The organism is Neorhizobium sp. USDA 3394 (assembly GCF_056280385.1).
In genome coordinates, this window is the sequence record NZ_JBWCDU010000001.1 from 4,147,426 (window position 1) to 4,159,772 (window position 12,347).

The following is a 12,347-nucleotide window of genomic DNA, read 5'->3' on the forward strand; positions in this document are numbered from 1 at the left end:
GAGGTGCCGTGCCGCTCCCGTCCTCCTCTCCCCTTGGGGAGAGGGTGGCCGAGCGTTAGCGGAGGCCGGGTGAGGGGGTTGCGGGCTCGGCTAAATTAAGAAGAAGCCTCAGGCGAACCGGTCCTGCATCGCCGCCGCCGCCTTGGCGAGGCTGGCGATGTTGTCGCGGATGCGGCTTTCGATCACCCGGCCGACCTGCGGATATTCCTCAAGCAGGCGGTGGAACAGCGAGCGGCTGATCTTCAGGGCTTCGGAATCCTCGGTCGCAATGGCGGTGAACTTGCGTTCCACCATGGTCACGAGCGCCAGTTCTGACAGCAGCGTGCCGGGACCGACGGTCGCTTCGACCTTCAGCTCGCCGTTGCGGTCGGCCATCAGCAGCTCGAAACGGCCTCTTGCGACGATGAAGGCCGATTCGGCCGGGGACTTTTCCCGAAACAGCTGCTGGCCGGTCGTCACCTGCCGCCGCTCGGCGCCGAAGGCGACGAGGCGCAGCTGGTCTTCGTTCATGTCCCGGAACAGCGGGACCTGCGACAGCAGGCGGATATCTTCGGTCAGCGACATCAGGGCCCTTTACGGTACGATCTTGTAGCCGCCGTTTTCGGTGACCAGGATCTCGGCGCTCGACGGATCGCGCTCGATCTTCTGGCGAAGACGGTAGACATGGGTTTCCAGCGTATGCGTTGTGACGCCGGAATTATACCCCCAGACCTCTTCCAGCAGCACGTCGCGGGTGACGACCTTCTGGCCGGCGCGGTAGAGATAGCGGATGATCGCCGCTTCCTTTTCCGTCAGGCGGATCTTCTTGCCGTCCTCTGTGGTCAGCAGCTTCTGGCTCGGCTTGAAGAGATAGGGGCCGACCGTGAAGGTGGCGTCCTCGCTCTGTTCGTACTGGCGAAGCTGGGCGCGGATGCGGGCGAGCAGCACGGCGAAGCGGAAGGGCTTCGTCACATAGTCGTTGGCGCCGGCTTCCAGACCAAGGATCGTGTCGGAATCGGTGTCGTGGCCGGTCAGCATGATGATCGGCGCCTTGAAGCCGTTCTTGCGTAGGAGTTTCACCGCCTCGCGGCCGTCCATGTCGGGCAGGCCGACGTCCATGATCAGCAGATCGATCTGGGCGTTCTTGGCGGTCTGCAACGCCTTGGCCGCATTTGCTTCCTGGAGAATTGCGAACTCTTCGTAAAACGACAACTGCTCGACGAGCGTTTCACGCAGATCGTCATCGTCGTCCACCAGGAGTATCGTGCGCGCTGCCATGCGTTCTTGCCTTTCGTCTCGCCGTTGCGTTCTGACTGTCATTGCCAGTCAATCGAAGCGCATTTAGGGCTCCTCGATCTAAATCCCAACGTGCTATGAATTCAAACGAAATCATATTCAAAGCAAAACCTTGTGAGAGAAATGCAACGTTTTCGCGAGGGAAATCACAAAAAGACCGCTGTCGTCACCGTCCGGATCGCACCGCGCGACCGGCGCCGGGCGATCGTCTCCTTCGGCGGCATCACCGTGCGGGCGGCACTCGGGCGGTCGGGCACCGCGCCCTTCAAGCGGGAAGGGGACGGTGCAACGCCGATCGCGGCGATGCGACTGCTTAAGGGCTATGTTCGCGGGGACCGCGTGACGCTGCCTCCAACATCACTTCCTATCACGCGCATCGGCAAAGACTTGTTGTGGTGCGACCAGCCGGAGCACCCGTCGTACAATCGCCCGGTGAAGGCACCGTTCCGGCCAAGTCATGAAGAGATGATGCGGGCCGACGGGCTGTATGACATCTGCCTCGTGCTCGACTGGAACATCACCTCGCGAGCACGCAACCGCGGCTCGGCGATCTTCTTCCACCTTATCAAGCCCGGCTACGAGCCGACGGCCGGCTGCATCGCCGTCAGCCTCCTGGATATGAAGCGTTTGCTCCGCTTCATGCGCAAGGGGACGGTGGTCAAGGTGCTCGGTTAGGGCCTGAAACGAAAATGCCCGGCGCTGAGGGCCGGGCATCTCGAAGTCAAAATTGAAAGACGCTTATTTCCACTCGCGGATATCGACGAAGTGACCCGCGACCGCAGCTGCGGCGGCCATGGCCGGCGAGACGAGATGGGTGCGGCCCTTGTAGCCCTGGCGGCCCTCGAAATTGCGGTTGGAGGTCGACGCGCAGCGCTCGCCCGGCTTCAGGCGGTCGTCGTTCATCGCCAGGCACATCGAGCAGCCCGGCTCGCGCCATTCGAAACCTGCATCCTTGAAGATCTTGTCGAGACCCTCGGCTTCCGCCTGTTCCTTAACGATGCCGGAGCCCGGGACAACCATGGCGGACACGGTCGGCGCGACGGTGCGGCCTTCGACAACCTTGGCTGCGGCGCGCAGGTCTTCGATGCGGCCGTTGGTGCAGGAGCCGATGAAAACGCGGTCGATGGCTATATCGGTGATCCTTGTGCCGGGCTTCAAGCCCATATACTCCAGGGCGCGCCATTTGGAGGTGCGCTTGGTTTCGTCCTGGATATCGTCCGGGTTCGGAACGGAACCTTCAACCGAGATGACGTCTTCCGGCGAGGAGCCCCAGGAGACGATCGGCGGCAGGTTGGCGGCGTCGAGTACGACCACCTTGTCGAAATGCGCGCCTTCGTCCGTCTGCAGCGTCTTCCAGTAGTCGAGCGCCATATCCCAGGCCTTGCCCTTCGGGGCGCGCGGCTTGTTCTTGATATACTCGAAGGTCTTTTCGTCGGGCGCGATCAGGCCGGCGCGGGCGCCGCCTTCGATCGTCATGTTGCAGACCGTCATGCGGCCTTCCATGGAGAGCGCGCGGATCGCCTCGCCGGCGAATTCGATGACGTGGCCGGTGCCGCCGGCGGTGCCGATTTCGCCGATGATGGCAAGGATGATGTCCTTGGCGGTGACGCCCGGCGGCAGCTGGCCGTCGACGCGCACCAGCATGTTCTTCGCCTTCTTCTGCACCAGCGTCTGGGTGGCGAGCACATGCTCGACCTCGGAGGTACCGATGCCGTGCGCCAGCGCGCCGAATGCGCCGTGCGTCGACGTGTGGCTGTCGCCGCAGACGATGGTCATGCCCGGCAGGGTGAAGCCCTGTTCCGGACCGACGATATGGACGATGCCCTGGCGGACATCCTTTTCCGAATAATATTCGACGCCGAAGTCATGGGCGTTCTGGGCAAGCGCTTCCACCTGGATGCGGCTTTCCTCGTTCTTGATGCCTTCGTGGCGGTCGGCCGTGGTCGGGACGTTATGGTCCACGACGGCAAGCGTCTTTTCGGGAGCACGGACCTTGCGGCCGGCGATGCGCAGGCCTTCGAACGCCTGCGGCGACGTCACTTCGTGAACGAGGTGACGGTCGATGTAGAGAAGACAGGTGTGGTTCTCGTCCTCGGAAACGACGTGGTCGTCCCAGATCTTGTCGTAAAGGGTGCGGGGTGCGCTCATGGCTGCTGTCCGTAAAGCTGACTGAAACAGAAAATGGGTGTCCGGCAGCACGAGCCGCCGCAAGCTGAACAATCAGCTAAGTCGGTCGCAAAGCGCCCCGGATACTCGCGCAAAAAACCGTGCCGGCAGACGTTTGTGGTCCTGCAGCACGACGATATGGTTCGCGAGGCATCCGAATTTCGATCCCATGGCCGCTGCAATAGCAGTTTCCGAAGAAATCGGCAATCGAATTGCTTCGCAGAAAATCCGTCGCATCTCTGTCATAAAGCTTTCGCGGAAACGTGGTTGATCTGAGTTTCCATAACGGAGGAATGCCTGCCATGTCCGCACCCATGCAAGACCAGCTCAGCCGCATCAAGGAAGAGATCGCCGACAGCTTCGATGAAGAGCTGGAACTGCAGATGGAAGAGGACCGGCTCGACGAGCTGGTCGTCGAGGGCATGTCCGAGCCTGCCGAGGCGACGATCGACCGCCGGATCTACTTCCGCGAACTCTTCCGCCTCCAGCATGAGCTCGTCCGCCTGCAGGACTGGGTGCAGTACAAGAAGCTGAAGATGGTCGTGCTGTTCGAAGGCCGCGACTCGGCCGGCAAGGGCGGCGCCATCAAGCGCGTCACCCAGCGCCTCAACCCGCGCGTCTGCCGCACGGTCGCCCTTCCGGCCCCGACCGAGCGCGAACGCAGCCAGTGGTATTTCCAGCGCTACGTGCCGCATCTGCCGACCGCCGGCGAAATGGTGCTGTTCGACCGCTCCTGGTACAACCGCGCCGGCGTCGAGCGCGTCATGGGCTTCTGCACCAAGGACGAGCTGGAAGAGTTCTTCCGCTCTGTGCCGGAATTCGAACGGATGCTGGTCCGCTCCGGCATCATTCTCGTCAAATACTGGTTCTCGATTACCGACGAGGAGCAGGAATTCCGGTTCAAGATGCGCATTCACGATCCGTTGAAACAGTGGAAACTGTCGCCGATGGACCTCGAAAGCCGCGTCCACTGGGAAGAATATACCAAGGCGAAGGAAGAGATGCTCCAGCGCACCCACATTCCGGAAGCGCCGTGGTGGGTGGTGCAGGCCGTCGACAAGAAGAAGGCGCGGCTGAACTGCATCGCCCATCTTCTCGCCCAGGTGCCTTACGAGACCGTGCCGAAGGAGCCCATCGACCTCCCGGGCCGCGTCCGGAACGATGATTACATCCGTCATCCGGTACCGGCGGACATGTACGTTCCGGAAGTCTATTGAACCACACACTGCGCCCTGCCGTCGTTGACGTCGCGGGGCGCAGACAGAGACTGAAACGGGAGGCGGATTTTGGGCCGCCTCACCGCTCCGTTCTTCTCCGCAAACGCCCTTCCATGCCGCGCAGGGCCAGCGACAGGCCGATCGTCAGCAGCAGGTAGATATAGGTGACGATCGAATAGGTCTCGAAGAAGCGGAAGGAGCCGGCGGCATAGACCTTGGCCATCTGGGTAATGTCGGCGACGCCGAGGACCGAGACGAGCGAACTATCCTTCACCATCGAGACGAAGTCGTTGGAAAGCGGCGGCAGGATCACCCGCATCGCCTGGGGGAAGACGATCAGCCGGAAACGCTGCCAGCGGGTGAGGCCCAGTGCCTTTGCTGCTTCGATCTGGCCGATATCGACGGCCTGGAACCCGGCACGAAAGATTTCGGCGATGAAGGCGGCATAACCTATCGTCAGGGCGATGATCGCCCGCCAGAGCAGCGAGACGTCGCGCACCAGAAGCGCCTCGGCCCAGCCGCTCTCGATCAGCGGCGCCAGCGCCCAATTGTAGAGCGTCACGAAGGCCGGCGCGCCGACGAAGGCAATGTAGAAGAGCAGCACGAGGATAGGGATGCCGCGGATGAGCTCGATATAGAAACGCGCCGCCTGCCTCAGCACGACATTGCCGGAAAGCCCCGCCAGCGCGATGCCGAGCCCCAGCAGCGTCGCCAGGAGAAAGGCGGCGAGCGTCACGCCGACCGTGATGCCGATGCCCTTGGCCACGACATTGAAGACTTGGGAATAAAGGTCGTTGAGGGCGATGACCGCCGCCAAGCCGAGGCACAGTATCGCGAAGGCGACCAGCCACCAGGGGAAATCCTGCGGCTGGGACGTGCTGCGACGCGAAGGCGCCATGCCTTTACTGACCCATCTTGTAGTCGAGGAACCACTTCTTGTTCAGCGCGTCCAGCGTGCCGTCGACCTTCAGCGCGGTGATCGCCGCGTTGACCGGCGAAACGAGATCCGAACCCTTCTTGAAGATGAAGCCGAAATCCTCGGTGCCGAGCGGCTGGCCGATCAGCTTCAAGGAGCCGCCGGAAGCCTTGACATAACCTTCGCCCGCGGTGCTGTCGGTCAGAACCAGGTCGACGTCGCCCGCCTTCAGCGCCTGCACCGTCGCGCCGAAGGTCTCGAAGAGCTTGATCCGCGGGTTCTGCTCGTTGCCGTCGAGGATCTCGTAGACCGCGGTATAAAAAGGGCTCGTTCCGGCTTGTGCGCCGATCAGCCCCTTCTCCAGCGCGGCAAAGCCCTTGGCGTCGGTGAAGCGCTTTTCGTCGCCACGCACCAGCATGAGCTGCTGCGAACGCATGTAGGGGTGGGAGAAGTCGACCTTCTCTCGGCGATCGTCCTTGATGGTGATGCCGGTCATGCCGATGTCGTACTGGCCGTCCGAAACCGCCTGGATCATCGCGTCCCAGCTCGTGTTCTGATATTCGACCTTGACGTTCAGGCGCTTCGCGATCGCATTCATCGCGTCGTATTCCCAGCCGATCGCCATGCCGCTTTTGGGATCGACGAATTGCAGCGGCGGATAAGCGTTTTCCGTGACCACGACAACCGTGCGGCCCTTGAGATCCGGCAGTTCGGCGGCCCCGGCGGCGGGTGCAATGGCAAGGGCGGCAAGGCCGGAGATCAGCATACGGCGTGAGAGCATTGTGGCACTCCTGACAAATGGCTGGCGAATCCCTCTCATGAAAAGCCGGCCGATAGCAAGCGGTCGCCAGCGGGCATCTTTTTCTTGCCGCGCAGGAGGGGGTCCTCTACATCCCCCTCACCGAAATACGCCGCTTTCTCTGCGGCAAATGCTTTGGAGTAAAAAAGTTGGTTCAGGAAAAAGAGCTAATTTCAAAGATCGTGTGGCGGCTTATGCCGTTCCTCGGTGTCCTTTATTTGATTGCCTATATCGACCGTCAGAACGTCAGCTATGCCAAGCTGGAAATGGTCGGCGCGCTCGGCATGAGCGAATATGCCTATGGTCTCGGCGCCTCGCTTTTTTTCGTCGGCTACTTTCTGTTCGAGGTCCCGAGCAACCTCTTCCTCAACCGGTTCGGCGCCAGCCGCTGGTTCGCCCGCATCATGATCACCTGGGGCATCGTGACCGTGGCGCTCGCCTATACGCAGAGCCCGACGATGTTCTACATCCTCCGTTTCCTGCTCGGCGTCGCGGAGGCAGGCTTCTTCCCGGGCGTCCTCTACCTGCTGACGCTTTGGTTCCCGAAGGATTATCGGGGCCGGATGGTCGGCCTGTTCATGATCTTCAGCGCACTCGCCAATGCGGTGGGCGCCCCGATTGGCGGCATGCTGCTTGATCTCAACGGGCTGCTTGGCCATGCGGGATGGCAATGGGTCTTCCTGGCAACCGGCATTCCGGCGGTAGTCGCCGGGATCGTCACTTTCTTTTATCTCGACGACACTCCGGAAAAGGCGAAATTCCTGACGGAGGATGAAAAGCGCTGGCTGCACGATCGGCTGGCGCGTGAGAATTCCGGAATGGAGGAGCATGCAGACAACGGATTCAAGGCGCTCGTCAATCCGCGAGTGCTTCTGATGGCGCTCTGCTATATCGGCTTTCCGCTCGCTGCCTACGGTCTCAGCTACTGGCTGCCGACGATCGTCAGGGGGTTCGGCGTCTCGAACACGACGAACGGCTTCATCAACATCATTCCGTGGGTGATCGTCGCGCTCGCGCTATGGGTGGTGCCGGCCGCCGCAGACCGGGCCGAGAACAAAACTCCCTATATTGTCGGTCCCGCCTTCGTCGGCGCGATATGCCTGGCGCTTTCGGCGCTCGTCACCTCGCCGACCTTGCAGTTCGCTTTCCTTTGCGTCGCAGCGGCCGGCATTTTTGCTGGTCAGCCGGTCTTCTGGAGCCTTCCCTCACGCTTCCTGAGGGGTGCTGGCGCAGCGGCCGGCATTGCGGCGATCAATTCGGTCGGCAATCTCGGCGGCTTCGTCGCACAGAACGTCGTCCCCTGGATCCGGGATTCAACCGGCAACAATATCCTGCCGATGGTCTTCCTGGCGGTCTGCCTTGCCGTCGCTGGCGTCCTCGTCATCATCGTCGGCCGAATGCTGGCGGCGAGACAGGCGGCCTCCGCCTGACCGGACGTTACTGCCATTGGTTCCCTCCGGGGAACCAATGGCCGCAAAACTGCCTCCTTCCGCCTCATCGCGGTTTCTCCTATGTCTTTTGCCAAGCCAGATCGAAACGCTTGGAGAAGATCGATGATACGAGCCTTGAAACATGCCGCTCTGGGTTGGCCCTGTTCGGAGCCGCGATGGGCACGCTGACCGCGCCGTCGCTGGCACAGGAGCCGGTGACGGCCGCCGCGGACAAAGACGCGCTTTTCACCAGCACGGACCCCAAGCTGCATGCCAACAAGCAGGTTGCCTACGGAATCGTGCGCGACCTGCTGGAAGCCAATCAGTGGGATAAGGCCGATCAGTATCTCACTGAACGTTATATCCAGCACAACCCGAATGCCGCGTCAGGGCGTGAGGGCGTGGTCCGCTATTTCATCGACGTCCTGAAGCGGAAGCCGAGCCCCATTCCCGGCAAGATAAAAACGCCGGTCGTCTTTGTCACAGCGGAAAGCGATCTGGTGACCGTGGGGACGGTGCGCGAAATGAAAGATCCTCGCGATCCTTCGAAGAGCTATACCAGCACCTGGTACGACACATGGCGTATCGTCAACGGCAAGGCGGACGAACACTGGGATTCTGCCGTCAGGAATTAACCTGTATCGCGCAACAAAAAAGGCGGCTCGAAGGCCGCCTTTTCCGTATTCGATATAAGAAGCTTATTCGGCAGAAGCTTCAGCAGCCTTGGCGGCTTCTGCGGCTTCAGCAGCTTCTGCTGCGGCCTTTGCTTCAGCGGCTTCCGCTGCTGCCTTTTCGGCGGCGAGAGCCTGGGCTGCTGCAACCTTCTCGGCTTCGATACGTGCCTTCTCTTCGGCAACGGCCTGACGCTCGGCGTCGTTCAGCTTGCGGGCGCGAACGCCGGTGTCTTCAACGATACGAGCCGACTTGCCGCGACGATCGCGCAGGTAATAGAGCTTGGCGCGACGGACCTTACCGCGGCGAACGACTTCGACGCTTTCGACCATCGGCGAGTAGACCGGGAATACGCGCTCGACGCCTTCGCCGTAGGAGATCTTGCGAACGGTGAAGCTTTCGTTGATGCCGCCGCCGGAACGGGCGATGCAGACGCCTTCATAAGCCTGTACGCGGGTACGGTTACCTTCGGTAACCTTGACGTTGACGCGGAGCGTGTCGCCGGCGGAAAATTCCGGAAGCGTGCGCTTGGCTGCAATCTTGGCGGCCTGTTCGGCTTCCAATTCCTGGATGATATTCATCGTCTCAAACCTTTGGTTCTTCTGAAACAGCCAGAGCGCTCGGGTCTATCCCTTTGGTCAAAGCCTTGGGGATTTGCCTTTTCGGCAGAGCGAATTCGCCATTCTTTGTTGCTGGTCGACGGGATATTTCCCATTTCCGGGTGGGCCAATACACGAAAGACATGGGTTTGTCATCCCGTTGATTGCGATTTTGTGACGAAAAAGCCCGCTATTGCCGTGTTTCGCCGAAGCCGCTATCTGATGGCCAGGGATGAGGAAACATCAATGACAATCACAATGATAGCCCTGCTTGCCGCGGCGGGCTTCCTGTCCGGCGCGGTCAACGCGATCGCCGGCGGCGGGACCTTTCTGACCTTCGGGGCTATGACGCTTGCCGGCATTCCGCCGATCCTCGCCAATGCGACGTCCTCGATCGTACAGTTTCCGGGCTACGTCACTTCGACGATCGCCTACTGGGACGAGATTTCCAGCCGCTGGCGCAGTGCGCTTGTATTGGCGCTCGTTTCGGTCGTCGGTGCCTTCGCCGGCGCTTTCCTGCTGCTGTCGCTCGACAATCCGTCCTTTCGCGCACTCGTGCCTTGGCTTTTGGCGGCAGCGACGGCGGTGTTTGCCGCAGGTCCCTGGCTGAAACCCAAGGCATCGGCGGAGCGCCCGGCCAATTCTCCCGGTTCCGTCATCGGACAGTTCCTGACCGCGATCTATGGCGGGTTCTTCGGCGCAGGCATGGGCATCATGATGCTCGCCGTGCTCGGCGTCACCACCGGCGGCAGCTACCACCACCTCAATGCGCTGAAAAACCTGCTGGCGATCCTGATCGCGGCCGTCGCCATCATCGTCTTCGTCGGCGGTGGCGTCATTGCCTGGCCGGAAGCGCTGGTGATGATCCCGGCCGGCGCGCTTGGCGGTTATGCCGGCGTTTGGATGGCGCGGCGGGTGCCACAGGCTGTGCTGCGCTGGTGCGTGGTGGCCGTTGGGTTCGCGCTGACGATCTATTATTTCGTGACGGGCTGAGCGGCGCCCCCTCACCCGGCCTCCGCTACGCTCGGCCACCCTCTCCCCAAGGGGAGAGGAGGAAATAGCGGAGTGGCGGCACAAATATCTTCTCCCCTCGGGGAGAAGGTGCCCGAAGGGCGGATGAGGGGGCTGCTTTGGCTTATAACAAATCCGGCCGCCGCTCGGCTGTCAGCTTCTTCGCCTCTTCCAACCGCCATTTCTCGATCGCCGCATGATTGCCCGAGGTCAGCACGGCGGGGATTTCCCGGCCTTCGAACACCTGCGGCCTCGTGTAGTGCGGATGTTCGAGCAGGCCGTTCTCGAAGCTTTCATGGGTACCGGACAGCGCATTGCCCATGACGCCCGGCAGGATGCGCACGACCGCGTCGAGCAGCGTCAGCGCCGCCGGCTCACCGCCGGACAGAACATAGTCGCCGATCGACACTTCTTCGAGATTGCGGCCATCGATCACGCGCTGGTCCACGCCCTCGAACCGGCCGCAGACGATCACCACGCCGTCGCCGGCCGCAAGCTCGCGCACCTTCTCCTGGGTCAGCGGTTTTCCGCGCGGGCTCATCAGAAGACGCGGGCGGCTGTCATTTTCAGAGACACTGTCGATCGCCTTGGCGAGGATATCCGGCTTCAGCACCATTCCCGCGCCGCCGCCGGCCGGCGTGTCGTCCACCGTGCGATGGCGGTCCTGCGCAAAATCGCGGATCTGCACCGTGCCGAGCGACCATTGCCCGCGCTCCAGAGCCTTGCCGGCCAGTGAAAAGGCCAGATGTCCCGGAAACATTTCCGGGTAAAGCGTCAGGATGGTGGCGCGGAAGGTCATTGTGGCTATTTGCCCTTTTTGGGCAGGCCCGGTGCCGGGCCGTCGTCTTCCGGGTTCTCGGCAAGGCCGGCGGCCTGCGGATCGATGACGATCTTGCCGCCTTCGAGGTCGATCTCCAGCACCGCGGCCTCGGAAAAGGGGATGAGGGCAGGCCGGCGACCGGGGCCTTTCAGCTCCAGCAGATCGCCGGCGCCGAAATCGTAGACGGCGCTCACCGTGCCGTAGCTCTTGCCCTCTTCGTCGACCGCTTCGAGGCCCTCGAGGTCGGCATAATAGAATTCGTCTTCCTCGAGTTCGTCGTCGGGCAGGTTGTCGCGCTCGATGAAAAGTTCGAGGCCGGCCAGCGCTTCGGCCGCGTTGCGGTCGTTGATGCCACGGAAACGGACGATTGCGATGTTCTTGGCCTCGCGGATTTCGAGGATTTCGAAGATCCGGCCGTCCTCGCTATGCAGGTTTCCGTAGTCGCCGAGCGCGGTCGGATCGGCGGTATACGTGCGCACCCGCACCTCGCCCCGGAGACCCTGGGCGGCGCCGATGGTCGCCATCAGAACGGGATTTTCGAGCTTGGTCATGAGGGTCGTGATCTCGGTTGTCGTGCGCTCATTTAAGCGTTGCGCGATCAAAAGCAAACAGCAAAACGGGCAGCGCGTTGCCGCGCCGCCCGTCGTTCAGGAAAGAATGGTCGCGAAGCTTATGCTTCGGCGGCAGCGGCTGCTGCTTCTTCGGCCTTCTGGGCGCGTTCCTTGATGCGTTCCTGGGCCTTCTTGCCCGGCTGGCCCTTGCCAGGGTTGTTCTTGGCTTCGCGCTGGGCAATGCCGGCCTCAGCGAGGAAGCGCAGAACGCGGTCGGTTGGCTGGGCGCCGTTGTCGAGCCAATGCTTGATGCGGTCGGCGTTCAGTTCGACGCGCTTGGCATCGTCCTTGGCGAGCATCGGGTTCCAGGAACCGAGCTTCTCGAGGAAGCGGCCATCGCGGGGCGAACGGGCGTCAGCAACGACGACGGTGTAGTACGGACGCTTCTTGGAACCGCCGCGGGCGAGACGAATTTTCAGGGACATTGCAATTACTCCTAGGTTATTCTGGACCGCCGTCAGCGGGCCGGGGTTCTTGTTGCACCCGCCGTCAGGCGGGCTGATTCATGCTGTCTTCGTGCCGACGTGTTCGGCGGCAATGGCTTCATGGTGCCGGATGACTTCCTTGATGACAAAGTTCAGGAACTTCTCGGCGAAATCCGGGTCCAGATGCGCTTCCTTCGCTAGGCGGCGAAGTCGCTCGATCTGGAATTCTTCGCGCGCCGGGTCGGCCGGCGGCAAATCGTACTGGGCTTTGAGGACGCCCACTTCCTTGGTGCAGCGGAACCGTTCCGCCAGCATGTGCACAAGCGCCGCGTCGATGTTGTCGATCGACTGGCGATAGCTTGCAAGTTTCGCTTTGACCTCGGGGTCAACCATCGGCATGTCCTCC

General features: G+C 61.8%; 15 protein-coding genes. 5 read left to right on the forward strand and 10 right to left on the reverse strand.

Translation table 11 applies throughout. The features are described 5' to 3' along the window. Positions 1-108 precede the first annotated feature (108 nt). Positions 109-564, reverse strand: a complete 456-nt coding sequence (locus ACZ9EJ_RS20280; RefSeq protein ID WP_046640168.1) for a cyclic nucleotide-binding domain-containing protein — start codon at positions 562-564, stop codon at positions 109-111. Between the two features lie 9 nt (positions 565-573). Then, positions 574-1,257: a response regulator transcription factor gene (locus tag ACZ9EJ_RS20285; RefSeq protein ID WP_007754919.1), complete on the reverse strand. Its 684-nt coding sequence runs from the start codon at positions 1,255-1,257 to the stop codon at positions 574-576. Between the two features lie 141 nt (positions 1,258-1,398). On the opposite strand from ACZ9EJ_RS20285, the gene ACZ9EJ_RS20290 reads away from it, so the two are divergent. Continuing rightward, positions 1,399-1,950 (forward strand): L,D-transpeptidase family protein, encoded by a 552-nt coding sequence (locus tag ACZ9EJ_RS20290; RefSeq protein ID WP_046640167.1) that lies wholly within the window; start codon positions 1,399-1,401, stop codon positions 1,948-1,950. A gap of 63 nt (positions 1,951-2,013) precedes the next feature. On the opposite strand, the gene leuC is transcribed toward ACZ9EJ_RS20290, so the two are convergent. After that, a complete protein-coding gene (leuC, locus tag ACZ9EJ_RS20295; RefSeq protein ID WP_046640166.1) occupies positions 2,014-3,423 on the reverse strand; it encodes a 3-isopropylmalate dehydratase large subunit in 1,410 nt (469 codons plus the stop codon). Positions 3,424-3,743: 320 nt separating this feature from the next. On the opposite strand from leuC, the gene ppk2 reads away from it, so the two are divergent. Further along, positions 3,744-4,658, forward strand: coding sequence for a polyphosphate kinase 2 (gene ppk2, locus ACZ9EJ_RS20300; protein WP_046640165.1), 915 nt, complete (start codon positions 3,744-3,746; stop codon positions 4,656-4,658). Between the two features lie 79 nt (positions 4,659-4,737). Here ppk2 and ACZ9EJ_RS20305 read toward each other — a convergent pair whose 3' ends face one another. Both ACZ9EJ_RS20305 and ACZ9EJ_RS20310 read right to left on the reverse strand, forming a co-directional pair. Next, a complete protein-coding gene (locus tag ACZ9EJ_RS20305) occupies positions 4,738-5,556 on the reverse strand; it encodes an amino acid ABC transporter permease (RefSeq protein ID WP_046640164.1) in 819 nt (272 codons plus the stop codon). 4 nt (positions 5,557-5,560) lie between these two features. Beyond that, positions 5,561-6,355, reverse strand: a complete 795-nt coding sequence (locus ACZ9EJ_RS20310) for a transporter substrate-binding domain-containing protein (RefSeq protein WP_046640163.1) — start codon at positions 6,353-6,355, stop codon at positions 5,561-5,563. Positions 6,356-6,522: 167 nt separating this feature from the next. On the opposite strand from ACZ9EJ_RS20310, the gene ACZ9EJ_RS20315 reads away from it, so the two are divergent. After that, the gene (locus ACZ9EJ_RS20315; RefSeq protein ID WP_046640162.1) at positions 6,523-7,803 is read left to right on the forward strand and encodes an MFS transporter; all 1,281 of its coding nucleotides are present in this window, start codon (positions 6,523-6,525) and stop codon (positions 7,801-7,803) included. A gap of 176 nt (positions 7,804-7,979) precedes the next feature. Further along, positions 7,980-8,438, forward strand: coding sequence for a nuclear transport factor 2 family protein (locus ACZ9EJ_RS20320; RefSeq protein ID WP_046640211.1), 459 nt, complete (start codon positions 7,980-7,982; stop codon positions 8,436-8,438). A 63-nt stretch (positions 8,439-8,501) separates the two neighbouring features. On the opposite strand, the gene rplS is transcribed toward ACZ9EJ_RS20320, so the two are convergent. Next, positions 8,502-9,056: a 50S ribosomal protein L19 gene (rplS, locus tag ACZ9EJ_RS20325; RefSeq protein ID WP_046631802.1), complete on the reverse strand. Its 555-nt coding sequence runs from the start codon at positions 9,054-9,056 to the stop codon at positions 8,502-8,504. A gap of 264 nt (positions 9,057-9,320) precedes the next feature. Here rplS and ACZ9EJ_RS20330 point away from each other — a divergent pair, with 264 nt between their 5' ends. Beyond that, positions 9,321-10,067 (forward strand): sulfite exporter TauE/SafE family protein, encoded by a 747-nt coding sequence (locus ACZ9EJ_RS20330; RefSeq protein WP_046640161.1) that lies wholly within the window; start codon positions 9,321-9,323, stop codon positions 10,065-10,067. A 142-nt stretch (positions 10,068-10,209) separates the two neighbouring features. Here ACZ9EJ_RS20330 and trmD read toward each other — a convergent pair whose 3' ends face one another. The 4 genes from trmD to ACZ9EJ_RS20350 form a co-directional block, all read right to left on the reverse strand. Continuing rightward, the gene (trmD, locus tag ACZ9EJ_RS20335) at positions 10,210-10,884 is read right to left on the reverse strand and encodes a tRNA (guanosine(37)-N1)-methyltransferase TrmD (RefSeq protein ID WP_046640160.1); all 675 of its coding nucleotides are present in this window, start codon (positions 10,882-10,884) and stop codon (positions 10,210-10,212) included. 5 nt (positions 10,885-10,889) lie between these two features. Beyond that, the gene (gene rimM / locus ACZ9EJ_RS20340) at positions 10,890-11,456 is read right to left on the reverse strand and encodes a ribosome maturation factor RimM (protein WP_046631968.1); all 567 of its coding nucleotides are present in this window, start codon (positions 11,454-11,456) and stop codon (positions 10,890-10,892) included. A 119-nt stretch (positions 11,457-11,575) separates the two neighbouring features. Continuing rightward, a complete protein-coding gene (rpsP, locus tag ACZ9EJ_RS20345) occupies positions 11,576-11,941 on the reverse strand; it encodes a 30S ribosomal protein S16 (RefSeq protein WP_046631809.1) in 366 nt (121 codons plus the stop codon). Between the two features lie 78 nt (positions 11,942-12,019). Next, entirely contained in the window at positions 12,020-12,334 is a 315-nt protein-coding gene (locus tag ACZ9EJ_RS20350) for a chorismate mutase (RefSeq protein WP_038546681.1), read from the reverse strand. Positions 12,335-12,347: the final 13 nt, after the last annotated feature.